General features: G+C 43.0%; 25 protein-coding genes and 1 riboswitch. Of the genes, 9 read left to right on the top strand and 16 right to left on the bottom strand.

All coding sequences use genetic code 11. The features are described 5' to 3' along the window. Window positions 1-28 precede the first annotated feature (28 nt). Genes mngB through NST01_RS01410 form a run of 3 tightly spaced genes read left to right on the top strand, consistent with a single transcriptional unit; the run spans window position 29 to window position 5,550 of the window. The gene (gene mngB, locus NST01_RS01420; protein ID WP_341041358.1) at window positions 29-2,692 is read left to right on the top strand and encodes a mannosylglycerate hydrolase; all 2,664 of its coding nucleotides are present in this window, start codon (window positions 29-31) and stop codon (window positions 2,690-2,692) included. Between the two features lie 57 nt (window positions 2,693-2,749). After that, window positions 2,750-3,634, top strand: coding sequence for an ROK family protein (locus tag NST01_RS01415; RefSeq protein WP_008342179.1), 885 nt, complete (start codon window positions 2,750-2,752; stop codon window positions 3,632-3,634). Continuing rightward, window positions 3,631-5,550: a BglG family transcription antiterminator gene (locus NST01_RS01410; RefSeq protein ID WP_268439049.1), complete on the top strand. Its 1,920-nt coding sequence runs from the start codon at window positions 3,631-3,633 to the stop codon at window positions 5,548-5,550. Before NST01_RS01415 ends, NST01_RS01410 begins: the two co-directional genes overlap by 4 nt. A gap of 61 nt (window positions 5,551-5,611) precedes the next feature. Here the strand turns inward: NST01_RS01410 and arr are convergent, their stop codons facing one another. From arr to licT, 5 genes are all read right to left on the bottom strand, one after another. Beyond that, window positions 5,612-6,028, bottom strand: coding sequence for an NAD(+)--rifampin ADP-ribosyltransferase (gene arr / locus NST01_RS01405; RefSeq protein WP_007498448.1), 417 nt, complete (start codon window positions 6,026-6,028; stop codon window positions 5,612-5,614). Window positions 6,029-6,148: 120 nt separating this feature from the next. Then, on the bottom strand, window positions 6,149-6,334 hold the full coding sequence (locus tag NST01_RS01400) for a hypothetical protein (protein ID WP_008343855.1): 186 nt from the start codon (window positions 6,332-6,334) through the stop codon (window positions 6,149-6,151). Between the two features lie 158 nt (window positions 6,335-6,492). Continuing rightward, on the bottom strand, window positions 6,493-7,914 hold the full coding sequence (locus tag NST01_RS01395) for a glycoside hydrolase family 1 protein (RefSeq protein ID WP_008343856.1): 1,422 nt from the start codon (window positions 7,912-7,914) through the stop codon (window positions 6,493-6,495). 19 nt (window positions 7,915-7,933) lie between these two features. Then, window positions 7,934-9,793, bottom strand: coding sequence for a beta-glucoside-specific PTS transporter subunit IIABC (locus NST01_RS01390; RefSeq protein ID WP_057078645.1), 1,860 nt, complete (start codon window positions 9,791-9,793; stop codon window positions 7,934-7,936). Between the two features lie 236 nt (window positions 9,794-10,029). Further along, window positions 10,030-10,866 carry a BglG family transcription antiterminator LicT gene (gene licT, locus NST01_RS01385; protein WP_017358738.1) on the bottom strand — a complete coding sequence of 279 codons (837 nt, stop codon included), beginning with the start codon at window positions 10,864-10,866 and terminating at the stop codon, window positions 10,030-10,032. Between the two features lie 185 nt (window positions 10,867-11,051). Here licT and NST01_RS01380 point away from each other — a divergent pair, with 185 nt between their 5' ends. Beyond that, window positions 11,052-11,252, top strand: coding sequence for a hypothetical protein (locus NST01_RS01380; protein ID WP_008343859.1), 201 nt, complete (start codon window positions 11,052-11,054; stop codon window positions 11,250-11,252). Between the two features lie 34 nt (window positions 11,253-11,286). Here NST01_RS01380 and NST01_RS01375 read toward each other — a convergent pair whose 3' ends face one another. Then, a complete protein-coding gene (locus NST01_RS01375) occupies window positions 11,287-12,906 on the bottom strand; it encodes an APC family permease (protein WP_024719047.1) in 1,620 nt (539 codons plus the stop codon). Between the two features lie 343 nt (window positions 12,907-13,249). Beyond that, window positions 13,250-14,218 carry an oxygen-dependent tRNA uridine(34) hydroxylase TrhO gene (gene trhO, locus NST01_RS01370; protein WP_007498459.1) on the bottom strand — a complete coding sequence of 323 codons (969 nt, stop codon included), beginning with the start codon at window positions 14,216-14,218 and terminating at the stop codon, window positions 13,250-13,252. A gap of 199 nt (window positions 14,219-14,417) precedes the next feature. Here trhO and NST01_RS01365 point away from each other — a divergent pair, with 199 nt between their 5' ends. Then, entirely contained in the window at window positions 14,418-15,500 is a 1,083-nt protein-coding gene (locus tag NST01_RS01365; protein WP_129548054.1) for an iron-containing alcohol dehydrogenase family protein, read from the top strand. 50 nt (window positions 15,501-15,550) lie between these two features. Here the strand turns inward: NST01_RS01365 and NST01_RS01360 are convergent, their stop codons facing one another. From NST01_RS01360 to NST01_RS01345, 4 genes are all read right to left on the bottom strand, one after another. Further along, window positions 15,551-16,378 (bottom strand): aldo/keto reductase, encoded by an 828-nt coding sequence (locus tag NST01_RS01360; RefSeq protein ID WP_017358734.1) that lies wholly within the window; start codon window positions 16,376-16,378, stop codon window positions 15,551-15,553. A 96-nt stretch (window positions 16,379-16,474) separates the two neighbouring features. Further along, complete coding sequence (locus NST01_RS01355) at window positions 16,475-16,891, bottom strand: hypothetical protein (protein WP_017358733.1); 417 nt, start codon at window positions 16,889-16,891, stop codon at window positions 16,475-16,477. A gap of 29 nt (window positions 16,892-16,920) precedes the next feature. After that, entirely contained in the window at window positions 16,921-17,382 is a 462-nt protein-coding gene (locus NST01_RS01350; RefSeq protein ID WP_341041356.1) for a DUF523 domain-containing protein, read from the bottom strand. A 348-nt stretch (window positions 17,383-17,730) separates the two neighbouring features. Next, a complete protein-coding gene (locus tag NST01_RS01345) occupies window positions 17,731-18,189 on the bottom strand; it encodes a MarR family transcriptional regulator (RefSeq protein WP_282834045.1) in 459 nt (152 codons plus the stop codon). A gap of 207 nt (window positions 18,190-18,396) precedes the next feature. Between NST01_RS01345 and NST01_RS01340 the strand changes: the two genes are divergently transcribed. Both NST01_RS01340 and NST01_RS01335 read left to right on the top strand, forming a co-directional pair. After that, window positions 18,397-19,164: a GNAT family N-acetyltransferase gene (locus NST01_RS01340; protein WP_050826876.1), complete on the top strand. Its 768-nt coding sequence runs from the start codon at window positions 18,397-18,399 to the stop codon at window positions 19,162-19,164. A 137-nt stretch (window positions 19,165-19,301) separates the two neighbouring features. Next, entirely contained in the window at window positions 19,302-19,679 is a 378-nt protein-coding gene (locus NST01_RS01335; RefSeq protein ID WP_008343876.1) for a hotdog domain-containing protein, read from the top strand. A 42-nt stretch (window positions 19,680-19,721) separates the two neighbouring features. On the opposite strand, the gene NST01_RS01330 is transcribed toward NST01_RS01335, so the two are convergent. Continuing rightward, a complete protein-coding gene (locus tag NST01_RS01330; RefSeq protein ID WP_017358727.1) occupies window positions 19,722-20,894 on the bottom strand; it encodes an MFS transporter in 1,173 nt (390 codons plus the stop codon). 77 nt (window positions 20,895-20,971) lie between these two features. Beyond that, window positions 20,972-21,071, bottom strand: a riboswitch (purine riboswitch). A 400-nt stretch (window positions 21,072-21,471) separates the two neighbouring features. Here NST01_RS01330 and proS point away from each other — a divergent pair. After that, the gene (gene proS, locus NST01_RS01325) at window positions 21,472-22,905 is read left to right on the top strand and encodes a proline--tRNA ligase (RefSeq protein ID WP_341041354.1); all 1,434 of its coding nucleotides are present in this window, start codon (window positions 21,472-21,474) and stop codon (window positions 22,903-22,905) included. Window positions 22,906-23,080: 175 nt separating this feature from the next. Then, window positions 23,081-23,257 carry a hypothetical protein gene (locus NST01_RS01320; RefSeq protein WP_017358723.1) on the top strand — a complete coding sequence of 59 codons (177 nt, stop codon included), beginning with the start codon at window positions 23,081-23,083 and terminating at the stop codon, window positions 23,255-23,257. A gap of 52 nt (window positions 23,258-23,309) precedes the next feature. On the opposite strand, the gene NST01_RS01315 is transcribed toward NST01_RS01320, so the two are convergent. The 4 genes from NST01_RS01315 to NST01_RS01300 are packed head-to-tail and all read right to left on the bottom strand — an operon-like array spanning window position 23,310 to window position 26,110. Further along, window positions 23,310-24,086: a sulfite exporter TauE/SafE family protein gene (locus NST01_RS01315; RefSeq protein ID WP_060832026.1), complete on the bottom strand. Its 777-nt coding sequence runs from the start codon at window positions 24,084-24,086 to the stop codon at window positions 23,310-23,312. 58 nt (window positions 24,087-24,144) lie between these two features. After that, window positions 24,145-24,375: a sulfurtransferase TusA family protein gene (locus NST01_RS01310; RefSeq protein WP_341041353.1), complete on the bottom strand. Its 231-nt coding sequence runs from the start codon at window positions 24,373-24,375 to the stop codon at window positions 24,145-24,147. A 34-nt stretch (window positions 24,376-24,409) separates the two neighbouring features. Beyond that, a complete protein-coding gene (locus NST01_RS01305; RefSeq protein WP_341041352.1) occupies window positions 24,410-25,537 on the bottom strand; it encodes an MBL fold metallo-hydrolase in 1,128 nt (375 codons plus the stop codon). Between the two features lie 15 nt (window positions 25,538-25,552). Next, window positions 25,553-26,110, bottom strand: coding sequence for a sulfurtransferase TusA family protein (locus NST01_RS01300; RefSeq protein WP_008343883.1), 558 nt, complete (start codon window positions 26,108-26,110; stop codon window positions 25,553-25,555). Window positions 26,111-26,159: the final 49 nt, after the last annotated feature.

The raw sequence follows: 26,159 nt of genomic DNA, 5'->3' as shown, positions 1-26,159 counted from the left end.
TTTGAACAAAGAAAGGTGTCGTTACACAATGACTGTCAATGTACATGTGATTCCACATACTCACTGGGACCGGGAATGGTATTTTACCACCTCCCGCTCCCGTATCTACTTAATGAAAAGCGTAATGGACATATTGGACACCCTCGAAACAGATGAACGGTTCCATTACTTCATGCTCGATGCACAAGCATCCTTGCTAGATGATTACTTGAAATGGCGCCCAGAGGATGAGGATCGAATCAAACAGCTCGTCACAGCAAAACGCCTCATCATCGGTCCATGGTATACACAAACGGATCAGCTCGTGATTTCTGGGGAATCGATTGTACGGAACCTGCAATATGGGATTGAGCGCTGTCAGCAGTTTGGACATGTCATGAAGGTCGGTTATGTCCCTGATTCCTTCGGTCAATCTGCACAAATGCCTCAAATTTATCAAGGCTTTGGTATTGTCGACACAGCCTTTTGGCGCGGCGTTTCTGATCATATGACGAATCACACAGAATTTAATTGGCGCGGGGCTGATGGCAGTGAAGTGTTTGCAGTGAATCTGCCATTTGGCTACTACTACGGAGGAAATATTCCTGAAAAGGATGAAGACCTGCAAGCCTTTCTTTCTGAAAAAATCGGGGCGCTGCAAGCAAAAGCCACGACAAAGAATGTCTATTTCCCAAATGGCTTTGACCAGGCGCCTATTCGTAAAAACCTGCCTGACTTATTAGAAAAAGCCAATGAAATAGACGAGCACCACTATCAAATCAGCAGTTTAGAAGACTACATTGCAGCAGTGAAAAAAGAGCGGACTTCTTTTGAGACATTAGAAGGAGAACTCATTCATGCCAAGCATATGCGAATTCATAAGTCTATTTTTTCAACAAGAGCAGATTTGAAAATCTTAAACAACCAAATTGAAAACTATCTTGTCAATGTGATGGAGCCGATCCTTACAATCAGCTATTCACTTGGACATGACTATCCGCATGACACGGTGCGTGATATTTGGTACCTCATGTTCGAAAATGCAGCGCATGACAGCATTGGCGGCTGTAATAGTGATACGACGAATCAAGATGTTTTCTTCCGCTACAAGCAGGCAAAGGAAATTGCTGAGAATCTTGTGGACTTACACATGCGTCTCATCGCCATCCGGCTGCAAACGGAGCAAGAAATCACGTTCACTTTATTTAATACACTGCCTTCAAAGCGCTCTGAAGTCATTGAAGTCGAAACCTTTATCACAGAACGTCCATTTACACTAAAAGACGCTGATGGACGAACTCTTCACTACACAGTCAAAAGTAAAACCGATGTGACAGATTATGTCTTAGCACAGCAGATTTCACTTAACCCAAGCAAAGAGGTGTACATGCCAAAGCAAGTCTGGAAAGCTGTTTTACTCATTGAAGCAGTCGATTTGCCATCCGTTGGTTATACACAAGTCAGCATGGTGTTCGATGAATCTAGTGAATCCATTTTGGAAAAAACAGAAGGTCGTGTCATTGAAAATACGTTTTACCGCATTGCAGCAAATGACAATGGGTCATTAGAAATTACGGATAAACAGACTGGACGAACGTTCTCTGAGCAAATGATCTTTGAAGACAACGGAGATGATGGGGATTCTTATAACTATTCACCACCGCGTGAGGATCTTTATGTATCGTCTAAAGATATCTCATCAGCAGACATCACCGTATCTAAAAGCAGTTTACAGGAAGAGCTCACCATCAAGCTTCAATTGACTGTCCCATATGATTTAGAGGAACGTTCGAAGCAAAAGGTGACGACTTCCCTCCCGATCACAGCGAAGGTAGCTTTAAATAAAGATGAAGCGGTCATCCGTTTTCATGTAAATGTGGACAACCATGCGCTAGACCACCGTCTACGGGTACTCTTTGATACAGGTATTGCATCAAACGTATCACTCAGCGATCAACAGTTTGGCACCATCGAACGTCCAACGGAGCTGACACAAGAACTAGAATGGTGGAACAATGAACATTGGGAAGAAAAACCGATTACCATTGAACCCATGCAATCATTTGTTGCACTTCGCGATGAAGCATATGGTGTCTCTCTTTTAACGGACTGCGTCAGAGAATACCAAATCACAGGCGAGGGCTACACAACCATTGCTTACACACTCTTCCGCTGTTTCGGAAAAATGGGGAAAGAAAACCTTCTTTACCGTCCCGGCCGGGCTTCTGGAGAAAAAATCGTGGAAACACCTGACGCCCAGCTTCAAGGTTCGCTATCATTCTCCTTTGGCATGTACTATAGCCAAGAAGCGGTGAGTGAAGGACACTTGGCTCAGCTTGCTAAACGTTACACCACCCCGGTTCAGTGCTACGAGCGGGCAGACTTTTTAAACGGTCGTTTAATTTTCTCTTTCCGAGATGAAAAAGAAGACTTACAATCTACTTATAGCCTGCTTGACATTGAAACAGACGGGGCCGTTCTAAGCGCTTTGAAAAAGGAAGAGCATGGAACAGGCATTGTCATTCGTCTCTTCAATCCATATTTAACACGTCAAACAGCCGCTTCAATCAATAGTTCATCTCTACAACATGGAGAAACAGCGAATTTAGGCGAAACACCTGAAGGACATATACTGAAAGCACAACATGGATCATTACACATTGAACCGCTCACACCTTGTCAGGTACAAACCTACATTGTAAAGAAAAAATGAACATGTAGGGGCGGGATCCATTTGGATTCCGCCTCTCTTTAATGGAGGGCATTGATCATGCGAATTGGAGGCATCGAAGCAGGCGGTACAAAATTTGTCTGCGGCTACGGAACAACAGACGGAACGATTGAACATATGACTTCCTTTGCAACAGGGAACCCAGAAGAAACATGCCGGCAAGTGATCGAATACTTTACAGAGCATCCAGTTGATGCGATTGGCATAGGCGCATTCGGACCTGTCGATGTAAAAGAACACAGCCCCAGCTATGGAACGATTCTCGAAACACCCAAAACAGCTTGGCGCCAATTTCCATTACTCTCAACCTTAAAACAAGCACTCGGTCTCCCTATGAAGCTTGATACGGATGTGAACTGTGCGGCGCTCGGTGAAGCTCGTTTTTCAATGGAAACAGACAGACCAAATTCCTTGATCTATATCACGGTTGGGACGGGAATCGGTGGCGGTGCCTATATTGAAAACCGCCTCATTCACGGACTGCTTCATCCAGAAATGGGACATATCACCGTTCAGCGCCACCCTCATGACACCTATGGGGGCTGCTGCCCGATCCATCATGATTGTTTAGAGGGATTGGCATCTGGACCTGCCATAGAAGGCCGCTATCATACATTGGCACAAATGCTGCCAGAGGAACACCCTGCCTGGTCACTTCAAGCTTATTATCTCGGGCAAATGACCGCAAATTTATTACTCACCCTGTCACCAGAACGCATTATTTTTGGTGGAGGTGTCATGAAACAGCCGGCCTTGCTGCCGCTCATCCTTGAAGAAACAGACAAGCGCCTTCATGGTTACTTACAATTACCAAAGCCATTAAATGAAATCGTCACAAAGCCTTCCTTTGACGGATTATCTGGTTTAATGGGAGCCATCGCCCTTGGAGCTGATGCCTTAAAGGAACAAGGAGCGGCGCAATGATGATGACGGCAGATACTCGAACCTACCAGCTCATTCAGCGGCTATTTGAAACGAAAGGGTTCGTGAAGCTGGAGGAGCTCACTGCCTCTTTTCGCTTATCTGACCGCTCCATCCGCAATTTAATCAAAGAAGCAAATGAGCTGTTAACGCAAGCTGGAGCCATGATCAAGACCATCCGCGGGAAAGGGTATACGCTCTTAACAAGTGACCAAGACGCTTTCCTGCTTTGGCTTCATCAGCAAAAGCTTCCTGCCCGCTCTCTCGTTCCCGTCATGCCAGAAGAGCGCATACGATTTATGATGAGAAAACTATTGCTTCAATCAGACTACTTAAAAATTGATCAATTAGCAGAAGAATTGTTCATCAGCCGTATGACGGTCAGCAGTGATTTAAAAAAAGGACGGGAGCTGTTAGCCCGTTACGGTATGACCCTTGTCTCAAAGCCTGGATTTGGCTTAAAAGTAGACGGAGACGAATTGCAAAAAAGGACGTGCTACGCAGACTTACTGCTTGAAGAAGAACCCGCCCTATCTCATATAACTGAGCGGGAACAGCTTCATTTCCCTGACATTTCACTTGAAACCATTCGATCCATTGTGCTGACAAATCTATATCAAGAATCACTGCTCATTAAAGATATTGCCCTAAAGAATTTAGTGATTCACTTAGCGATTGCCATTCAACAAACGCAAAAAAAACAGCGGATACCCACCAGTACTACTCACACACAAAGACCGCCAGTGTTAACAAGAATCGCTCAAAAGATCACGCATCAAATAAGCGACACGTTTCATGTCACCTTATCAGAGGATGAAACAGATTACTTGGTGATGCATCTCTTGGCGAATCAAACGTGGAAAGAAATCGATGAGCACCAAACAACAGAAGAAGTACGTCAGGCGGTGACACGATTTCTCCAGCACATTGAAAAAACAAGCGGTCATCGTTTTGTAGATGACGATATCCTGCGTCAAGATTTGATGCTGCATATGAAGCCATTATTAAATCGAATTCAATACGGCGTGTCTTTACAAAATCCGCTTTTGCATGAGATCAAAACATCTTACCCTTATCCGTTTGATTTGGCCGTCAGCGGACTCAATGCCTTACAGCTGGTACGGACGCCAAATGAAGATGAAGCGGCATATGTTGCCTTACATATTGCTGCTTCATTTGAAAGAAGCCATCTTGACACCTCGCAAAAAAAGAGGGCCATTATTGTATGCGGATCTGGACTAGGAACGGCACGGCTACTTGAAATTAAATTGAAGGCGGCCTTTCAACATGAGCTTGAGATTGTTGAGCTTTATTCTTATCAGGATTACGCTTTTAGCACGACTTTGCCATGTGATGTGATTATTACAACCGTACCTCTCGCACCAAAGGGGAAACCAATCATTCAAGTGAATGCTTTTTTTGAACATCATGATGTCCAGCGTGTGAGTGAGGTCATTCACCTGTTAAACGGACACGGTGCCCCTTCGCAGGAGCTGATGGCTTTTTTCCAAGAACGATTGACCTTGTTGGATGTGAACCTTTCAAGCAAAGAAGAGGTATTAGATACGCTTTGCAGCCGGCTGGAGGCGCATCAGCTTGTTTCATCTTCTTTTCGTTCCTCCGTGCTGGAGCGGGAGCAAATGTCATCAACTTATCTTGGCAAGGGGATTGCGATGCCTCACCCGCTCATCACAAATGAAGGCACCTCCTGCGTGGCAATTGCACGATTGAAACAGCCGATTGATTGGCAGGGAGATCAAGTATCTCTGATTTTCTTATTAGCCATTCAGAAAGATGACGCTGCCTGCATGAATCAATTTTTTGAACAAGCTGTCGATTTGTTAGACAGTCCTGACCGCCTTCACTCCTTGACACATGCAAAGACATTTGATGAGCTGATGCATGTCCTGTTTCAATAGCACTAAAGGCCGCCCAAGTGAAATCGGACGGCCTTTTATTCATCTATTCCTCACATAGGAGTCAATCGTATATGACATTTTTTCCTTCTTCCCTTAACTTTTTTAACGACGTCAGCATATGGTTGATTTCTTCATCGGAATGTCTTTCCCAAGCGCCTAATTCTGCGACAATTTTCAAAGGGGATGTCGATCGATAAGAACGGGTCGGATTCCCTGGAAACTTTTGATCCGTCAAATTCGGATCATCTTCAAACTCGCCTGTCGGTTCTACAACATAAATTCTCTCTTTGGAATCAGACCGGGCTAATTCAGCTCCCCATTTGGCTGCATTTAATGTTCCGGTGAAATAGATGTGGTTCGATTGTTTATCCTGATAATTGGATAAATGCAACGGTTCAAGCAGGTCCCCAATCTTCAATTCTGCTTTCGTCCCATGAAAAAACGGCCCAGGATCTAAAACATCTTTCTTGTCATTCATACAGCCACATCCCTTATCGTTATTGACTTGCGTATAACAGTATACGGGCTGATGCGGGCGGAAAACAGTCTATAAATGAGATTAAATTCGGGGTATAATGATAGTAGAGAGTAAGATCGTTTAAAAAAAAGGAAATTTCTCATTGATTCCAACAAGAACAAAAACAAGAATACCTTCCACTGCTGACAGCGTCACAATCAATCCGTGGTTCATTGGGTGTTCCTTCGCAATTAATTTCTGACCAATATAGTTTAAAGCGTAAAAAAGAAAGAACAATAAGAAAAACAAATAAAGGATCGTCATCATCTACATAACCCTCTTTCTTATAATGGATAATCAACCAATTTTTACAATATATCATTAGACTAACATTTTAGAACAACTCGAACAATATGCTCTTGCCAATAAAGTGAACGAACAAAAAAGCCAGCCACCCGCTAATAAGGTGACTGGCTTTTTTCCTGTTACTTCCCGATGTTCTCTCCATTTTGCTCGATCAATGTTTCATACCAATAAGAGCTCTTTTTCCGAATTCTTTTGAGGTCTTTTAGGTCAAATTCATCACGGTTGACGTAGATAAAACCGTAGCGTTTTGAGCAGCCTTGGTGTGTACTGATTAAGTCGATGGCTGACCATGGGCAGTACCCGAATACCTCAACACCGTCAGTGATCGCCCATTTGATTTGTTCAATATGTTTTTCTAAATAATCAATTCGATAATCATCCTGAATCGATCCATCCGCTTCTAACTTGTCAAAAGCGCCTAACCCGTTTTCCGTAATAATAAGAGGCAACTGATAGCGATCGTAAATCTCACGCATCGTTGATCGGAAACCGGTAGGGTCAATCTCCCAGCCAAATGCATTTTTACTTAAGAACGGGTTGTTCCCGCCTTTGTAGACGCCATCTTCACCGGATTTTAAATGCTGATCTCCACCGCGGGCAAATTCATCATTGCCATCTCCTTTACTCGCTTCAACCGTTTGAGATGTGTAGTAGTTAAAGGCAATGAAGTCTGGTTTTGCACTTTTCAAAATATCCATATCTCCCTCTTCAATCACAGGAAGAATGTCTTTTTCCTTCATGTATGCCCATGCAAGGTTGTTATAACGGCCGAATACCGCCATATCAAGATACAGCCAGTTGCGGATCGCATTGTAATTAGCCGCAGCAATGACATCCTCAGGTTTTGGAGATGCCGGGTAAATAAGGGCGATGTTTGGCGCTGGTCCTATTTTCGCCTCAGGCAGTAAACGATGACAAAGCGTCATGGCTTTCGCCTGTGCCACAAGCATATGGTGGTTCTGCTGATATAGTTCTTTTTTCGGATTTTCTAAATTTGGATCCAGTGTACCTAGAGCTGATCCATGTAAGATCATCATGTTTTGTTCATTAATGGTCAGCCAATATTTTACCTTCTCACCATACTCTTGGAACAAAACTTCCGCATAACGTTCAAACGCATCGACTGTCGAACGATTTGACCAGCCGCCTTTCACTTGAAGCGCATGAGGTAAATCAAAGTGATACATCGTCACAATTGGTTCAATGTCATAGCGGCGCAATTCATCAATGAGAGAATGGTAGAAGTCAATTCCCTTTTGATTGATCTCCCCATCTCCATCTGGAATGATACGTGTCCATGCAATAGAGAAACGATAAGCCTTCAAGCCCATTTCTGCAAACATCTTCACGTCCTCTTTATATCGATGATAGTGATCGCTGGCTACCTTAAAATCAGTTGTTCCTTCAGGATAGCTTTCTCTCATATCAATGACTGAAGGTCCCTTGCCATCCTCGTTCCACGCACCTTCTACTTGATAGGCGGAAGTCGATCCGCCCCAGAAAAAGTCTTTTGGAAATGGTGCTAGTGTTGAATATCTCATGATTATGTCCTCCCTTTTCTTAAACTAAGTGTAAAAATGATTGTCCTGGTGTCACTTGTTTTTCTTCTGTCTCAATGATATCGCTAAATTCACCGGAATTGGTAATAATCACAGGTGTTGTGACAGAAAGACCTGCTGCTTGAATGGCCTCAATATCAAACTCCGCAAGCAGTTCACCTTCTGTAATCGTTTGGCCCTGCTCAACCTTCGGCGTAAAATGACGGCCCCCAAGTTGTACAGTATCCAGTCCAATATGAATGAGTACTTCTGCTCCGCTTTCAGAGGTGAGACCGTATGCATGTCCTGTTGGGAATACCGTTGTCACGACCCCAGTTACTGGTGCAAACAGCTTGCCTTCTGATGGAATAATGGCTGCGCCCTTACCTAATGCGCCAGATGAGAAGGCTTTATCCTGCACCTCTTCTAGCTTGATGACTTCGCCAGATAAAGGACTTTTCACATGAGCTGCTTTGACACCATGTTCATTTTCAGATGCTGGTGCAGAACTAGCTGCAGGAGCATCTTCTTCATCCACAGGATCTTTGAATCCAATCAAATAGGTTAAGACGATTGAAAGGACAAATGAAACGGAAATTCCGATTAAGAACCCTGTAAATCCTTGACCATAGAAGATCGGAAGTGTCAGTAAACTCGGAAGACCTGACGCGATCGCAATACTTTGTGAATAACCGATAATGGCACCACCGACACCGGCAGAGATAACCGCTGCAATAAATGGTTTTTTCAAACGAAGTGTGACGCCGTATACAGCAGGCTCTGTAATTCCAAATACAGCAGAAACCGCTGTCGATCCAGCTAATGATTTCAGCTTTTTGTTCTTTGTTTTCAGCATAACACCGATGGAAGCACCGGCTTGTGAAAATACAGCTGGCGCAGTGGCCGGCTTAATATGATCTTTTCCATGAACCGCAATATTATTTAAAATGACTGGCACAAGCCCCCAATGGATACCGAAGATGACAAGAACCTGCCATGCCATCGCAATTAAAGCACCGGCAAGTGTAGGGCTAAAGGAGAATACTTTCAGCAGGACGGCTGCAATTCCGTTCCCTGCATACACACCAAATGGTCCAAATACGATCAGTGTCAGTGGAACGACCGTGACCAGTAAAATCAGTGGTGTAATAAAGTTTTTCACACTTTCATGAATGACTTTGTTAAAGAAACGTTCGATATATCCCATCACAAACACTGCCAAAATAATCGGGATAACCGTTGATGTATAAGACATTAAGACAACCGGAATGCCGAAGAACGACACATCTCCGCCGCCTTTTGTGAGCTCTTGAATAGTCGGGTAGATCAGTGCACCTGCAATCGTCACAGCGACAAATGGATTCGCTTTAAACTTCCTAGCAGAAGTGAATGCGAGCAGCAGCGGCAGGAAGTAGAACAAGCTGTCTGATGCGGCAAATAAAATTTGATACGACGTATCTTCAGGAGATAACCATTTTGCATTGATACAGATGCCTAGAAGTCCTTTTAAAATACCGGCACCCGCCATGACACCTAGAAGCGGTGTGAAAATTCCAGAAACAATGTCGACGAATTTTCCAAAAAGACTTGTACTTTCTTCACTTGATCTAGAAGATGAAGAAGTGGAGTCCTCTAATAGATTCGTAAACTCCCCAATCTCTCGATATACCTCTGGTACGGTGTTGCCAATGACCACCTGAAACTGGCCGCCGCTTTCCATGACAGTCACCACACCATTTAATTTTTCAATGGCTGCTTTATCTGCTTTTGATCTGTCATTTAGTGTGAAGCGAAGTCTTGTGGCACAGTGAACCAATGAATGAACATTTTTCTCTGTCCCGATATGTTTGATAATGTCTTCTGCTAATTGACGATGACTCATACAAAAACCCCCTTTTTTTCAAAAAAATACGTTTTTAGGCAAAATAAAAACCTAAACGGGCACCAAAAATAGTCGCAACTTGCTATTGCGCTTTTTCAGTGAACGTTTAGGTTTTGCCTGCCGAACAGTCACAATCCTCTAAGACGATCATTGTGAAACCGTATTCTTTTATGTTTATGAGCAAATAGTACCACTCACTTTTTGTGATGTCAACGCTTTCTTTTAAAATTCTATCTTTATTTTTCTCGTTTGATGAGTCGATTCAAATGAATCGATAGATAGAGCATCTCCTCTGATGTCAGGTCGCGATGATACGTTTGATACACATATTCCGCGATTTTCTTTGCGCAATCGTACGCCTTCGGATATTTTACTTTAATCAGCTGATATAAATCTTGATCTTCACTGACGAGTAACGTTTCGTTGATGAGACGCTGTACGAAAAAGCGTAAATGTGTGAGAAAACGATAAAAGTTGAGCGAGTCTTCATCAAATTCCATGTTCAGATGATATTTCACAATGGTCAGTATGGCATTCACTTCTTTCGTGATATTGACCGTTGTATTCATGTCTTCATTGAGCTCTGCATTAATAATATGCATGGCAATAAAGCCCGCTTCATCTTCAGGCAGTTCAATATGAAGACGATCTTCAATCATCTCAAGGCATTCCTTCGCCACGAGAAACTCATCTTTGTATAAACGTTTAATCTCCCAAATCAGCGAATTCTCAATCAAGTGGTTTTTCTTTAATCGTTCGATGGCGTAATGAATATGGTCTGCCAGCGATACATGCAGACTTTCGTTTAATCTTCGGTTCAGCTTTGTATGTGCGTATTGGATCATTTCCTCGGTCACCTTGACGACATCATACGGAACCTCTTGAAGCAGCATTTTCATTCGCTCATGTACGGAATGATCCTCTAGGCGGAACACTTTATCAATTAACGCCTCGTCCACCGGGTCTCCGGGACGTCTTTGAAAAGCGATGCCTCTGCCCATGACGACGATTTCTTTTCCTTGTTCATCTATCACACTAATGACATTATTGTTTAGAACCTTTTGAATCTGCATCTCCAAACACCTCCGTCTATAACCAGCCATCTACACTCAAAATATGCTCTCATCTTAACACAACTGTCAAATCACTTGGCGTTTTTATCTGACTTTTGAAATAGATTTCACGATATTTTCACTTCTTTCTTGCTGGTCTGATCCTCCCTCGGCCTGCATACAATACCCCGAGGAGGTGACCTTCGATGAAGGCTTTTTTCTGGTCAGCATCTTTTTTATTCATGTTCATTCTGACTCTCTTTATTCTAGGTATTGTTTTTTGGCTTAGTGGACAAGGCTTAGATCAGCTATGGAGATATGCGCTTATCTGTCTTGTGACAGCCACCGTTCTACACGGCGTTACCACTTGGCTAAAGCAACATGTCATGGATCATCCATCCAAATAAAAAGGCTGCCCTCAGTATTCAGGCAGCCTTTCCGTTATTCCTTAGATGAGGCGGCTTCTTTCTGAGAAGCACGCAGTTCATCGTTGATTTTTTTCGCATCTTCTAAAAACTCTGTTTCAAATCCACTTTTGAGTGCCCACATATAAAATAACAACGCCACAACTGCAATAAGTGCCATATCCCAACCATAATGAATGACGTTATACCCACCAAATTTATCACTGCCGAGACAAGAAATCGTCATCATCACAAGCAAATACACAACCATCCAAGCACCTGCTTTAAAGTGACGGCCAAAGCCCTTCCACTTCGCTTTTGCTTGATAGTAAAAATAGATTGGCAGACCGATGAGAATAATGAACAGCACCTGACCCGTCAGCGGCCATCTCGCCCAGTACAGTGTCAATGATGCAAAGACAAAACCAAGCGGAGCAATGATGCTGAGTCCTTTAATTCGCAGTGGACGATATAAATCTGTACCCGTCTTTCTCAGCGTCATCACTGTCACAGGTCCTGTCAAATAGGAAATCAGGGTCGCCACAGAAATAATTTCAGCGAGAACCCCCCATCCTCTAAACAAAAACAGAAAGATAAACGATACGCCTAAGTTAAAAAACATCGCTGGACGAGGCACACCATAAATTGGGTGCAGACGACCAAGTACACTCGGCATGTACTTATTTTTTTCCATCCCATAAATCATACGAGACGTCGTCGCCGTATACGTAATCCCTGTGCCAGAAGGAGAAACGAACGCATCTGCATATAAAATAAGGACAAGCCAGTTGATTCCTAGCGCAATGGCAAGGTCAGCAAATGGCGAGTTGAAATTCAAATGCCCCCAGCCATTCACAATCATTGATGGATCGACAGCGCCAATAAAAGCGATTTGCAGCAGCACATAAATGACCGTTGCAATCAAAATCGATCCAACAATGGCGATTGGAATCGAACGCCCTGGATTTTTCGCTTCTCCTGCCATATTAATCGGGCTTTGGAAGCCATTAAAAGCAAACACAATCCCTGATGTTGCGACAGCTGTGAGCACACTCGCCCAGCCGTTCGGCGCAATACTTGTTCCAGAAGTAAAATTCTCACTATGAAAACCTACGAATAAGAGCGCACCAATTGTTAATCCTGGAATGACGATTTTAAAAACCGTAATGAATGTATTCGCCTTTGAAAACAACCCAACTGTCCAATAATTGAGCAGAAAATAAATCACCAGCAGCACACTTGCCACCATGAGCCCCTCGGTCGTCAAAACCCCTTTTGTGACCAAATGGCTTGTCCACTTTGCCCACTCCCAAGGCCATGAGCTCATGTATTGAACGGAAGCCACTGCCTCAACAGGAATCACTGAGACTATCGCAATCCAGTTTGCCCAAGCGGCGATAAATCCAATAAAAGAGCCGTGTGAATATTGCGTATATTTGACCATTCCGCCTGCCTCTGGAAACATCGACCCGAGTTCACTATAAGACAATGCGATAAATAAAATAACAACCATCCCGATCAACCATGACAAAATAGCAGCAGGGCCGGCGATTTGAGCAGCCCGCCACGCACCAAAGAGCCATCCTGAACCAATGATTGAGCCAAGACCTACCATCATTAAAGCGAAAGTTCCCATCCTACGATGCAAATGATTCATGTTCATAACACCTTTCGATTAAAATACAGAGCATGTGTCGAGCAAGCGCCTTTCTTTTATAGCAGCTCACCTTTCATTTCATTGGCAAATACTTTCTGATCTGAACTTTTATCTTTGTTCATTTTTTTGCCTGTTATATTATCTCTCAATTCTCCATTTTCTGAAATAGTCGAACATGCTTATTTCAAAAGAAAGCGCTTTTTCAACTGTTCAATCTATTAGACTGATTAACTACCTTTACCCTTATTTTGAAAAAAACAAAACAAAAAAGAAAGAGGAAATGACTTCCTCTTCCCTCTGAACACATATCATCCAAAGAAAAAAGGATAAAAGGGAAACCCTCTTATCCTTGTGAGATTGCTTGTTCTTTTTCAATGACAGCTAGTCTTTCTTGAACTTCTTCTTCAGATAAATTGTGCTGTTTCACATAAAGGTTACGTTCGCTTGTGCGGCATTCATGGCTGCAGCTGCGCATATATTTATGCTCGCTTTCTTCTGTTGCAATCATTTTGCGGTTACATGCAGGGTTCGCACAGTTCACATAACGCTCGCAAGGTTCGCCAGTGAAGAAATCTTTTCCTACCACGACGTGCTCTGTTTGATTGACTGGAACCGTTAGGCGGTTATCAAACACATAACATTGACCGTCCCATAGCTTTCCTTGAACTTCTGGGTCTTTTCCGTATGTGACAATTCCACCGTCAAGCTGGGATACATCTTCAAAGCCTTCACGCTTTAACCATCCTGAGAATTTCTCACAGCGTACGCCGCCTGTGCAATACGTCAGAATTTTTTTCCCTTCAAGAATCTCTTTGTTGTCACGAATCCACTCAGGCAATTCACGGAATGTCTCAATGTCAGGGCGCACAGCACCTCTGAAGTGACCGACATCAAACTCATAATCATTACGTGCATCAATCACGACCGTATCAGGTGATTGCATTTGCTCGTAAAATTCAACTGGGCTGAGATGTTTCCCCGTTAATTCTAGCGGATTCACATCATCTTCAAGACTTAAATTCACCAATTCATTTCGGTGGCGGACGTGCATTTTCTTAAACGCATGACCATCTGCTTCGTCAATTTTAATTGGCATGGACGCAAAGCGTGGATCTTCTTTCAATGCTTGCATGTACTTGTCCGTCTGCTCAATGGTACCAGAAACGGTTCCGTTTATGCCTTCAGATGAAACAAGAATACGACCTAACAAACCAAGTTCCTTACAGAATGCAAGATGCTCTGCTGTAAACGTTTCTGGATCCTCAATGGGGACATATTGATAGTAAAGTAATACACGATATTGTTTTTCCATATATATAAACACCTCTTAAATTTAATCAAAACATACCATTTTATATCATACAGGAAATACATACCTTAAGGCAATGTCAGCAGTTCAATTCCATAAAACGGAAGGGTCTATGGTCTCATACTGTTCGATTATTTGACAGAACTTTCTGTAAAATGAGATGATTTAAGAACTATATGATTTCGTAAAGGAGCATAAGTCCATGATCCAGCCAGAAGAGATCGTCAGAAGCGGTCCTAACCAGTTTATTTCTCAAAAGGGGATTTATCATGAAATCGAGTCACTTGTTACTCCCTTTCAGTCACCAGCTATAGTGACAGGATATGACTCATATCAAGCCTTTTCACAGTACACAAAGCTTCCATCCGAGTGGCCTGTTGTTCAGCATAAAGGTTACAGTTCACCAAATGCGATCACACGAATTGCGGAAGAACTCAAGAGTTCAGATGTGATCATCGGGATCGGTGGCGGCACGATTTTAGATACAGCGAAGTCTGTTGCCGACGCTCTCCAAATTGAAGTGATCATGGTGCCGACGATTCCTGGGACATGTGCGGCTTCTACACCGCTCAGCGTCATTTATGATGACAAGGGAAATTTTATGAGGGTCGACTATCATAAGCGGTCCAGCTATCTCACGTTAATTGATCATACTTTTTTGATTTCATCTCCTCTTTCCTACCTCCAAAGCGGAATTGGGGATACACTGGCAAAATGGTATGAAGCGGAAGCCATTATTCGTAACACAAAAAGCACCTTGCCGCTCATGGTACATGCTGCATTAAAGCAGGCAGTGTACGTTCGTGACATTCTTCTGACTCATAGTGAAGAAGCCGTTAGCAGCTTAAAAACTGGCCAGCTTTCTCAAGCCTTTGCAGATGTAACAGATACGATCATTACGTTAGCCGGAACAGTCGGCGGCTATGGAGGACGTTATGGCAGAATGGCAGGAGCCCATGCCGTTCATAATGGATTAACATTTATTGATGAAACACATCATGTGTTACATGGACAAAAAGTGGCCTATGGCATTCTCGTCCAGCTTGCCGCAGAAAACCGTATGACGGAAGTAGAAGAATTACTTGAGCTCTATCAAACACTCGGATTACCTAGAACGATGCGTGAGCTTGGCATCACAGCTCAGCTAGAGGAAGCAGCACATACAGTGGCAAACCATGCTGCACGTAAAGATGAAACCTTTTGTTTGATTGGAGACTATACGAAAGAGCAAATTGTCGACGCCATTCAAATCATTGAAACCTATCAGCCTCAAAAGACGGTCTGAACATAGGGGCAAATAAAAAGCACAGGCATCCCGCCTGTGCTTTCTTTCTATTAAAAATCGAAGTTATCTGGGTCTGGACCCGTGCGCTCATCTTCATTGAGCTGATCAATGACACTCATTTCATGGGCGGACAACTCGAAATCAAATACGTTTGTGTTTTCGATGATTCGGCTCTTCGTCACCGATTTCGGAATGGTGATAATGCCATGCTGCAAGTCCCAGCGAAGAATGACTTGCGCCACTGACTTCTCATGCTTTTTCGCAATATCTTGAAGCACCGGATGATTAAGAAGTTTCCCGCTGCCTAATGGCGACCATGCTTCTACATGAATGCCTTTTGCCTTGCAGTAGTCACGTAAAGGCTCTTGCGTCAGCTTCGGATGCAGCTCAATTTGATTGACCATTGGCACCACTTCTGCCTCTTCTAATAAATCTTCTAAATGGTGCTGATGGAAGTTACACACGCCAATGGCTTTCACACGGCCATCCTTATAAAGCTTTTCTAGCGCCTTCCACGTTTCTTTATATTTGCCTTCAACCGGCCAATGGATTAAATAAAGATCCAATACATCCAGACCTAGTTTGTTCATACTCGTTTCAAAGGCTTCAAGCGTTGACTCATACCCTTGATCACTATTCCAGACTTTTGTCGTAATGAACAGCTCATCGCGAGAGATGCCTGATTGCTGAATGGCTTTGCCAACACCTTCTTCATTTTGATAGGCCGCTGCTGTATCTATACTGCGATAGCCCGCTTCAAGTGCGTCTTTGACTGCATTTACAGCCTCATCCCCATCTTTTACTTGCCATACACCAAAGCCAAGCTTCGGCATTTTCACTCCGTTTGCTAATGTGACTGTATCTGTTAATCCACTCATCAAACAAACCTCCGCTTCATTTTTGCTTACCATGCACTATACCCGAATGTGCGAAAGATCATGCATGAAAATAGACCATTCATAGACTGAATGATCTTATTTGATGTATTGTCCCATATCGACTTGATTTGCATCAACAATTTGGTATTCACTGATTCGATTTTTTGTTTTAGAACCATCATACGTATCTAAAAAGCTTTGGTCATAAAAAATCAGACCATACATTTGCTTTTGGTTCTCGTACACTCTGATCCAATAAGATTCTTTTGTTTCTTTTTTAGATCCAGTTAACTTCTTTAATTGAATACCCGAAAATTTCTTCAGCAGCTTTTGAATATCCTCTTTCTTATCCACCACAACGCGCTCATCATCATGCTCAATTTGAATGGAAGTCACTTTATCTTTATCAATCGAGACCACATCATCAAAAGCATATGTTTTGGCATTGATCATAAAATAAAGACCTATTCCGATGAAAATAACGACTACTAAACCAATGATCCACTTCTTCAACCTAACTCCTCCTTCAATTCACGCCATCCCTATACAAACAGCGAGGTCCAATCATCCTCCTCAGAGAATACTTGAATCCCATGCTGTTTCAGCAAGGCAGACGTCACACCGTCCCCAGCCTTTGTCTTCCCGTTAAACTCTCCCCGATAGATCATCCGGCTTCCGCAAGAAGGGCTGTACTCTTTTAACACGACGGATGTTGCGCCAAGAGTCTGAACCTGCTTAAGCGTGTCTTGTGCACCTTTTACATACATCTCTGTCACATCTGTTCCATGAACATCAACAACAGAAGCCTGCCCTCGTAAGACATCATGACCATCTCCACCAATAATTTCTGCGGGAGGTCTTGGTGTTGAGAAACCGCCAAGCAGCTCAGGGCAAACTGTTATCGCCTTTCCTTCCTGCACAAGTTCTTCGATACGTTGATCTAATCGATGGCTGCCATTATAACGGACCTTTAATCCCGCAAGACAAGCGCTGACAACGATCATGTATGTTCCTCATTTCTATGTATTGAACGTTTTTTGCTGACTTTAAAATAAATCCATAAAGGCAAACAGAGTATCGTGTACATCAGAAAGGGCAGAGCACAATACAAAACAGCCGACCACATGGACCCTTCAACTCCTGTGATCCCAAAAAAATAAACAAATAATAGCAAGCTGACAAACAATCCGACGAACGGCATGATAAATACATATTTTTTGAAATTTCCCATCATCTCTTCCACCAACACGGTTCCCTCCCTCAATCATCATCACGAACAACGTCAATATATGTTAATTTTACCATAAAAAAACCGAAAGCATCTAGTTTATAGAAAGCTTTCGGCCCGTTATTTATATCTTTTCCTTCCAAGCCTTTAAGAAGCGCTCAATAACCTGTAGTTCGTCTTCATTAAATTCATGGAGGAATTCTAAATAGGAGGAGACTGCCTGTTCATGAAGCTCATCATGCAGTGCCGCAAGCTGTGTGCCTTCCTCTGTCAGTGAATAATAGACGGATTTCTTGTCACCTTGCCGGTGGCAATAGTCGACCATGCCTTTTTCGATGAGCTTTTTCACAGCCTTTGTAATAGCTGGTTTTGATAGTTTTAGTTGTTGTGAAAGAAATGTATTATTGGATTCATTAGGGTTTGCTTGAATCATAGATAAAATATGAAGCTGTGTAAGTGTCCAATCTTGCTTGAGTGTATCAGTCGTGGTAATCAGTGGATCTGTTGGATCGTTCCGTTTCTTTTCCCTATGCATAATCAAATCTTGAATCGCTTTTAAGACAATCTGCTCGTTTGTTCCCATCTGAACCTCCACTCTTAACTGGTTAATAAAATGGTACTAATAATCAATAAAGGAGTCAAAAGAAATGTGGGGATGAGGAAAAGAATGGGTCATCAGACCTGATAAATAAGAGAACTTTTTTACTAGATTACAAGAGACAGCACAATTTCCTTTTCTTTGCTATCATTTATGATAGGTACCCCTCAATCAAAAAAAGAAGGTGAGAGAATGAAAACAGAGCAGCAAATGGCCATTCGCCAGTTAGAAGAAAAAATAAATTTGTTTTCTTCTGTTGTCAACGGATCGTTCCTATCAACGGAAGATTTCGTTCTATCAAACACGCATATATCAACTGACACGTTCAATTTGTTATTACCCATTTCAGCGCACATACAAGATCAACAAAAAGTGGAAGCTGCCATCGAACAAATGCAGCAACAGCAGCTAACATTCAGCACATGGATCACTCAAAGCCTGCTCCATCCCGATTGGTCGAATATCATGCAGAAATATGGGCTTCAAGAAGTGGAACGCAATACAATCATGATGTTTGAACATACAAACGACATCGATCAAAGGACCTCTCAATCGCTTACGATCAAGGAAGTGACTGACGATCAAACTTTTCTCGATTATCAACATTTATTTATCGAACTTTTCGAAGGATCACCTGAGGCAATCTCTTTAAACAGCTATTTCCAGCGCTTTTCGATTGAACGATTACACCCGAGTACACGCATGTTCGTTGGATATGAACACAACAAACCGGTCACAACGGGCTTATTGATTGAAACAACAGACAGCTACGGTATTTATGATGTCATCACAAAGGCAGAACACCGCGGAAGAGGACTTGGCAGTGACATGTTTCATTACCTTCTGACCCAGACAGATAACAAACAAAAGTGTGTGATGTTACAAGCCTCAAATGACGGCAAACATATCTATCAGCGTGCCGGATTTCATCCAATTGGAGAAATGGTTATTTTTGAATAGAAGATGACATTTTTCCTGACGTATCAAGGGCAAAGAAAGGCATCCTGTCTCTTCTTTGCCTCTAACATCTCATCACAAAAATGAATGTACATTCATTCACTCCTTTGGTACATTTAAAAAAAGGAGCTGAAGAACAGATGGTTCGACCAGGCGATCAATTTCAAACAAGCAAAACCTATACGCATGAAGATGTGATCCAATTTGGCGAGATGACAGGTGATCTTGGCAAACATCATACCGAGCTAGATGATCAAGGCAGGCTCATGGTACACGGCTTTCTCACAGCAAGTCTAGCCACGAAGCTTGGCGGGCAGTTTCATTTTATCGGTCAAGAGATGACATGTACCTTCATACGCCCTGTTTATACAGGTGACACGATTACCTGTCAGATGGCCGTCACCAAGGTAGAACCCCTTGAAAAATACCATCGTGTCCACCTTTTTTCCCGGTATATCAATCAGCATGGAGAAGAAGTCATTACTGGTAAAAGCGAAGGTGTGGTTTTCAAAAAATAAAAAGCTGCCTATGATGAGGCAGCTAAACGATCTTGTTCTCTTCTATTCAGCGTGATGCTGACGATCCATATAAAGCGGCGGTCTCTTTAATGAAATCACTGCACAGCTAAAGGCAATCAGCACAAAAACAGCGCCGAATTTAGCCAAATCAACAGATGAACCGGTCATTGTAAACATGACGCCGCCCACTGCTGATCCAATGGAAATCCCAATTTGCAAAGCGGATGTATTTAAACTTTGCTGAATATCAGACGTCACAGGGTCTGTTTGAATCAAATAGCTCTGCAAAGCAGGTGTCAGTGCCCAGCTAAGAGCACCCCATAGGACAACCATCACCATAAAGAGCATAAACACTCCCGCTGTATAAGGAAGGATAAACATCACAATGGCAAACGCCATGGTCACAAGCAAAATGGCTTTTCCTGATCCTAGTTTGTCACTCAGCCAGCCGCCAAACCCATTCCCGCCAATCGACGCAAGTCCGAAGACCAAATAACAAATACTAATCCAAAACGGAGTCATATGCAGAACTTCCATCAGAAATGGCGTGAAATAAGAATACAGCATATAATGACCAGCAAGCATGAACAAACTAATCAAATGTGCACTGAAAATTTTCGGATGCCCTAAAGAACGAATTTGTTCTTTAAGCGGTGTGACTTTTTCAACAGGCATTTTCTCCAATAGAAAATAAATGAGTACCATGGATATGGCGGACAAAATACTGATTCCTAAAAACATCACTCTCCAGCCAAAGCTCTCTGTAATAAAAATACCGATCGGTACACCGAGAACAAGTGATGAGCTAATCCCTATAAAAATCAGACCTAATGCTTTCGCTCGATGCGCCGGTTCCACCAGCTTGGCGGTAATCGTTAGTGATAACACCACAACAAGCGCCGTACTCATGGCAATCAAGACCCTAGAAATCATGACAAGGGCAAAGGTGGAACTAAAATATGTGAATACATTGCCTAATGTAAAGACCAATAATGCGATTAAATACAGACGCTTTCGTTCGATTTTGGCTGTGACGGTCAGTAGCACCGGTGCTGAAATAGCATACACAATCGCAAATACCGTAATAAGCTGCCCAGCTGTCGCAAGAGACACATTGAGATCCTCTGCTAAACTTGGCAAAATGCCCCCGACCACAAGCTCAACTAATCCAACCGCAAAAGTAGAAACAGCTAATAAATAAACTCTCCAGTTCATGTCTAACATCCCTTCTCTATATCATGGCTTTCACTTTTGATACAGGGTGCAGACAAACAAAAAAACCCTGATTACAAAAAAGGAAAGCGCGCTTTTGTAATCAGGATTTATCGGATCCTGGTAGAAACCCTCAAACCATATTATTGAGGTTATACAAGTCTATTTTTTTCTTCAAATATATTAGCATAGCCTTCCATAACGTGCAAGCTGCAAAAATAGAAAATATCTGCCAATGGCTCTTCGACATAAACGACCTTAGAAAGGCATGAAATGAACTTGCGGACCAACTTGCTTTCTCCCCCATTTACAGGTAAACTGATGAAAAATCAACGAACAAGGATCAACGTAGATCTGGAATAGTAGCTTGAATTGATCTTTACCAGAGAGGGAACGGTGCTGAGAAGTTCCTACTGACATCTTCAAGTGAACCTGCCGATTTAGTTCTGTTTCATACAGCGGTTCATACCGTTATCATGATCGAGTGTAAAGCTGTGCTTTAAATTAGGGTGGTACCACCAGGAATGGTCCCTAACTTAAAGCACAGCTTTTTTGTTTTTTTAAAAGGAGGAAAAAGACGATGTCAAAGAAACAATTTGTTGAGAAAATTACAAGCATGGAAGACGACTTTGCCCAGTGGTATACAGATGTTGTCACAAAGGCGCGTCTCGTCGATTATTCAAGCGTTAGAGGCAGTATGATTATTCAGCCATACGGTTTTAAAATTTGGGAGAATATTCGCGACGAACTTGATCGTCAAATCAAAGAAACGGGTCACGAGAATGTCTATATGCCGCTCTTTATCCCAGAAAGCCTTCTCCAGCAGGAAAAAGATCATATCGAAGGCTTTGCTCCTGAAGTGGCGTGGGTGACACATGGCGGTGATTCGGAATTACAGGAAAGACTCTGCGTCAGACCAACCTCTGAGGTGCTGTTCGCTGAGCATTATAAAAACATCATTCACTCCTATCGTGATTTACCGAAGCTATATAACCAATGGGCCAATGTCGTCCGCTGGGAAAAGACAACACGTCCATTCCTTAGAACCCTTGAATTCCTCTGGCAGGAAGGGCACACTTGTCACGAGACTGAGCAAGAAGCGATTGAAGAAACAGAAAGAATGCTTCATATCTATGCGTCTATTTGTGAAGAGCTTCTAGCGATCCCTGTCATTAAAGGCAGGAAAACAGAGAAAGAAAAATTCGCTGGCGCCCGCTTCACCTATACGGTTGAAAGCTTGATGCATGATGGAAAAGCCCTGCAAACCGCCACTTCTCACTTCTTCGGCAACGGATTTGCCAAGGCGTTTGGCATTGAATTTTTAAATCGCGAAGGAAAACTAGAGCATGTCCAGCAAACATCATGGGGCTTCACCACAAGAATTATTGGCGCTATGATCATGGTGCATGGCGATGACAGAGGACTAGTCCTGCCACCAAACATTGCGCCAACCCAAGTACGTGTTGTGCCAATTGCTTCCCATAAAGAAGGTGTCCTCGATCATGCCTATGAAATAAAGGATAGACTCGCCCGCATCGCACGCGCTGACATCGATGCAAGTGATAAACAGCCTGGCTGGAAATTCAACGAATGCGAAATGCAGGGCATCCCATTACGCGTAGAAGTAGGACCAAAGGATATGGAAAAAGGCCAGGTGATGCTTGCAAGACGAGACACAGGTGAAAAGCAAGCCGTCACGTTAGATGCACTTGAACAAACCATCACGTCAACACTTGAAGACATTCAACAGACGATGTACGAAAAAGCAAAAGAACGATTACATGAAAAAACATCAAACGCCCACACAATCGAAGACATCGAGCAGCTTCTTGCCGAAGAAAACAGGTTGATCAAAGCCATGTGGTGCGGCGATGAAGACTGTGAAAACGACATCAAAGAGAGAACAGGGGCGACATCACGCTGTATCCCGTTTGAACAAGAATCCGTTTCTGACACATGTGTCTGCTGCGGGAAACCTGCTTCTGATATGGTGTTCTGGGCAAAAGCCTACTAATCATATTTCGAATTTTTGACAAATAATGCAGGGGTTTGTCTATACACTGAAGCATCTTATACGATGCTTCTTTTTTGTTAAAAAGAGCCAAATATCCATTGACCTCATTCACACAATCCCCTATAATTCATATTAATATAATCGGTTTTAAAGACTTTAACTGGAGTGGTGATCTATGAAGCGCTGGCTCTCAATATTTAACGAACGTTGTCCAAAATGTAAAACAGCATTAGATGTCTCGAAGTCCAATGCCTTGCAAGGCAAAGTCGTGAAAACATGCCCCAATCTTCATTATCAAAAAGAGTACCACCCTGCACTTGAAACGTATATCGAGCACGATGACATGAAATAAAAAAGACCAACACATGGAAAAGAGCCCTTGCTCTCAGTTGTTGGTCTTTTTCTTATAATAAATCTACCCAGATTTTGATCGCTGTGGCTGTAATCATCACGGCAAGCGCCCATTGCAAATAAACGGCATTGATCTTCTGACCAATCTTCGCCCCAATCGGCGCAGCAATCAAACTGGCCGCCATTAAGACAAGAGCAGGCATGAACATGACTTGACCCGTCAGCACTTTCCCAGCAGATGCGCCGATCGCAGAGAGAAACGTAATGGCCAGAGACGAGGCAATCGTCATCCGCACAGGGATTTTGAGAATCGATAGCATCACCGGTACTAAAATAAAGGCACCGCCTGCACCTAATACGCCCGATACACTTCCGATCACAAAGGCAATACCAGCCGCCAGTCCTTTATGAAAGGTCACCTCTCCATCTGCTTCTGCCCGCTGACCTTTTTTCGGAACAAGCATTAAAATGACAGCGACAATGGCAAGCAGACCATAGACTACATTGATGCCTTTTTCTGGAAGAAAATGTGATAAATAGCTCCCTAATAAACTCCCTGCCAATATACTGCTCCCCATATATAAAATCAATGGTCGATGTAAAAATCCGCTTTTTCGATACGCCAGCACACCGCCGAGTGTCGAAAATAGGACTTGAATGGCACCAATCCCTGAAACCTCGTGTGCCGATAATGCCATCACTCCGACTAGAGGCGGGATATAAAGCAGCATGGGATAGTTGATCACCGATCCTCCTATTCCGACCATTCCTGATAAGAAGGAACCAATAAATCCGATGATAAATAAAGTAATGAAAAATGCAAAATCCACGCTGGTCTCCTCCTTTGCAAAAGGAAAAGGGGCTCCCTCATAGATACCCCTCTCCCCTTTAGGACCCTTTTCTCACCCAGAACTTCAGCACATGTCCTTCATCCGTCTGCGTGATCAATTCATGTCCGATTGACTTAGCCCATGCAGCCAAATCAGCTTTAGCTCCTTTATCTGTTGCATGTATTTCTAATACTTGGCCTTCAGCCAAGTCATTCATTTTTTTCTTCGTCCGAATAATTGGCATCGGGCATGCAAGCCCGGTTACGTCTAAAATGTGATCTGATGTCATCTGATCATCCCTCGCTTCTTTATTTTATTGAACATTATCGAATTGCACAACGGTTTGGACCAATTTCCATGTCTCGCTGTGCTTCCTCGTCTGGATGCAGCTTCCCCATATTGGTAGACCGAATGTCTTGATAAGCGTTTGGCTGTGCAGGGAGATCCTGCGTGACCATTTGTCTAAATACGTCTTCATCTTCAATGTTCAGCCCGTGATTTTCTTCAAACAAAGCGCCTAGCTCCTTCCAAACGCTCCCGTCTTCATTAAGCTCATCCACGATCATAAAATGTGCAGGCAGCACAATCAATTCTGCCGAAAGCGCCGTATATCGTGTATAAAGGGTTTCCCTCAAATCACCTACCCAGTCCTCCGCCATACCGGCTAGATCAGGTCGTCCGATCGAATCAATGAACAAAATATCACCTGAAAGGAGGTAACGGCCGTCTACGATAAAAGAGGTTGAACCAATCGTATGGCCCGGTGAATAAAGGGCATGAATATCAATCTCCGTCGCTCCAATCGTCACACGCTGCCCTTCTTCAAGGTGATTGTAATCAAATGTCACCTCTTCGGCGTCTTTTGGTGGTAGCCAATAGATAGCACCAGTCTGTTCAGACAGCTTTTTCCCGCCAGATATATGGTCCGCATGAAGGTGCGTATCAAACACATGCGTCACTGTGACTTGATGTTTTTTAGCAAATTGCGTATAGACCTCCGTCATTCTAGCCGCATCAATAATCGCAGCTTCCCCATTCGACATGATCATATAGGACAAGCACCCCTTGCCCATTCGCACAAATTGGTACAACTCTCCACCGCCAGTTAAATCACCGATCTTCACTGGCTCTAAATGCTCACTCCATGCCTTCATGCCGCCTTGCAAATAATGGACCGTTCTGCCTGCCTCTGACAGCATCTCTGCCACCATAATAGAAGAGCCCTCTTTCGCACAAACGACCAGTACATCTAGGTCATCCGGTATGTTCTCCACCATATCCTCTACGCCATCAAGAAGCTCAAAGTAAGGCACATTTAAATATTCAACGGCTTTCCCTTCAATTTTCCAGTCCTGCACATCTGATTCGTTTCGTACATCCAACAAAAAGATCGGCTCTTTGTTGATGATCTTTTTTGTTAACTGTTCTGCTGTCATTGATTTTACAGTCATCGTTTCAATCAGCTCCTATTTTTCAATCTCTCCTGTCCAGCTGTTCATGCCTGGCACTACATTGATCAATTGATGAAATCCTTTTTCTTTTAACTTTTGTGCGGCTAATTCACTTCTTCTGCCTGAATGACAGATGAGGTAAATGAGCGTCTCTCGGTTCAATTCTTCAGCACGTTGTTCCACCTCGCCAAGAGGGATGTGAACAGCTCCTGGTATATGACCCGCTTCATATTCATCCGGCTCTCGTACATCTAAAATAAACAATGACTGATCTTCTTTTACCTTCTGTTGAAACATGTTCAACGACATTTCCGAAATCATTGACTGCTCCTCCTGTTTCGCTCCACCTTTACGAATCAAATGATGAAGCACCTGCCCTTCTACTTTTGTTCCTAAAAATTCATGACCGGCGCTTTTTGACCAAGCTGCTAAATCCGCTGTAGACCCTTTGTCAGTTGCTTGCACTTCAAGCACATCTCCTGGCAAGAGCTCATTCATTTGTTTTTTCGTTTTGACAATGGGCATTGGGCATGCCAATCCTTTTGCATCTAGAATTGCTGTTGGTTGCTGCATTGTTTTTCCTCCTTTTTATAGGGGTGGGGGTATATTATAAAGCCTATTG

Origin of the sequence: Bacillus sp. FSL R7-0166 (assembly GCF_038008935.1) — a bacterium.
Taxonomy (GTDB): Bacteria; Bacillota; Bacilli; order Bacillales; family Bacillaceae; genus Bacillus; species Bacillus altitudinis.
This window is presented reverse-complemented; position numbering and strand designations above follow the sequence as displayed.

Excerpts from the sequence above, each read along its gene's own strand:
- mngB (WP_341041358.1), top strand. The coding sequence starts at position 29 with ATGACTGTCAATGTACATGTGATTCCACATACTCACTGGGACCGGGAA.
- NST01_RS01415 (WP_008342179.1), top strand. The coding sequence starts at position 2,750 with ATGCGAATTGGAGGCATCGAAGCAGGCGGTACAAAATTTGTCTGCGGC.
- NST01_RS01410 (WP_268439049.1), top strand. The coding sequence starts at position 3,631 with ATGATGATGACGGCAGATACTCGAACCTACCAGCTCATTCAGCGGCTA.
- arr (WP_007498448.1), bottom strand. The coding sequence starts at position 6,028 with ATGAATGACAAGAAAGATGTTTTAGATCCTGGGCCGTTTTTTCATGGG.
- NST01_RS01400 (WP_008343855.1), bottom strand. The coding sequence starts at position 6,334 with ATGATGACGATCCTTTATTTGTTTTTCTTATTGTTCTTTCTTTTTTAC.
- NST01_RS01395 (WP_008343856.1), bottom strand. The coding sequence starts at position 7,914 with ATGAGATATTCAACACTAGCACCATTTCCAAAAGACTTTTTCTGGGGC.
- NST01_RS01390 (WP_057078645.1), bottom strand. The coding sequence starts at position 9,793 with ATGAGTCATCGTCAATTAGCAGAAGACATTATCAAACATATCGGGACA.
- licT (WP_017358738.1), bottom strand. The coding sequence starts at position 10,866 with ATGCAGATTCAAAAGGTTCTAAACAATAATGTCATTAGTGTGATAGAT.
- NST01_RS01380 (WP_008343859.1), top strand. The coding sequence starts at position 11,052 with ATGAAGGCTTTTTTCTGGTCAGCATCTTTTTTATTCATGTTCATTCTG.
- NST01_RS01375 (WP_024719047.1), bottom strand. The coding sequence starts at position 12,906 with ATGAATCATTTGCATCGTAGGATGGGAACTTTCGCTTTAATGATGGTA.
- trhO (WP_007498459.1), bottom strand. The coding sequence starts at position 14,218 with ATGGAAAAACAATATCGTGTATTACTTTACTATCAATATGTCCCCATT.
- NST01_RS01365 (WP_129548054.1), top strand. The coding sequence starts at position 14,418 with ATGATCCAGCCAGAAGAGATCGTCAGAAGCGGTCCTAACCAGTTTATT.
- NST01_RS01360 (WP_017358734.1), bottom strand. The coding sequence starts at position 16,378 with ATGAGTGGATTAACAGATACAGTCACATTAGCAAACGGAGTGAAAATG.
- NST01_RS01350 (WP_341041356.1), bottom strand. The coding sequence starts at position 17,382 with ATGATCGTTGTCAGCGCTTGTCTTGCGGGATTAAAGGTCCGTTATAAT.
- NST01_RS01345 (WP_282834045.1), bottom strand. The coding sequence starts at position 18,189 with ATGGGAACAAACGAGCAGATTGTCTTAAAAGCGATTCAAGATTTGATT.
- NST01_RS01340 (WP_050826876.1), top strand. The coding sequence starts at position 18,397 with ATGAAAACAGAGCAGCAAATGGCCATTCGCCAGTTAGAAGAAAAAATA.
- NST01_RS01335 (WP_008343876.1), top strand. The coding sequence starts at position 19,302 with ATGGTTCGACCAGGCGATCAATTTCAAACAAGCAAAACCTATACGCAT.
- NST01_RS01330 (WP_017358727.1), bottom strand. The coding sequence starts at position 20,894 with ATGAACTGGAGAGTTTATTTATTAGCTGTTTCTACTTTTGCGGTTGGA.
- proS (WP_341041354.1), top strand. The coding sequence starts at position 21,472 with ATGTCAAAGAAACAATTTGTTGAGAAAATTACAAGCATGGAAGACGAC.
- NST01_RS01320 (WP_017358723.1), top strand. The coding sequence starts at position 23,081 with ATGAAGCGCTGGCTCTCAATATTTAACGAACGTTGTCCAAAATGTAAA.
- NST01_RS01310 (WP_341041353.1), bottom strand. The coding sequence starts at position 24,375 with ATGACATCAGATCACATTTTAGACGTAACCGGGCTTGCATGCCCGATG.
- NST01_RS01305 (WP_341041352.1), bottom strand. The coding sequence starts at position 25,537 with ATGACTGTAAAATCAATGACAGCAGAACAGTTAACAAAAAAGATCATC.
- NST01_RS01300 (WP_008343883.1), bottom strand. The coding sequence starts at position 26,110 with ATGCAGCAACCAACAGCAATTCTAGATGCAAAAGGATTGGCATGCCCA.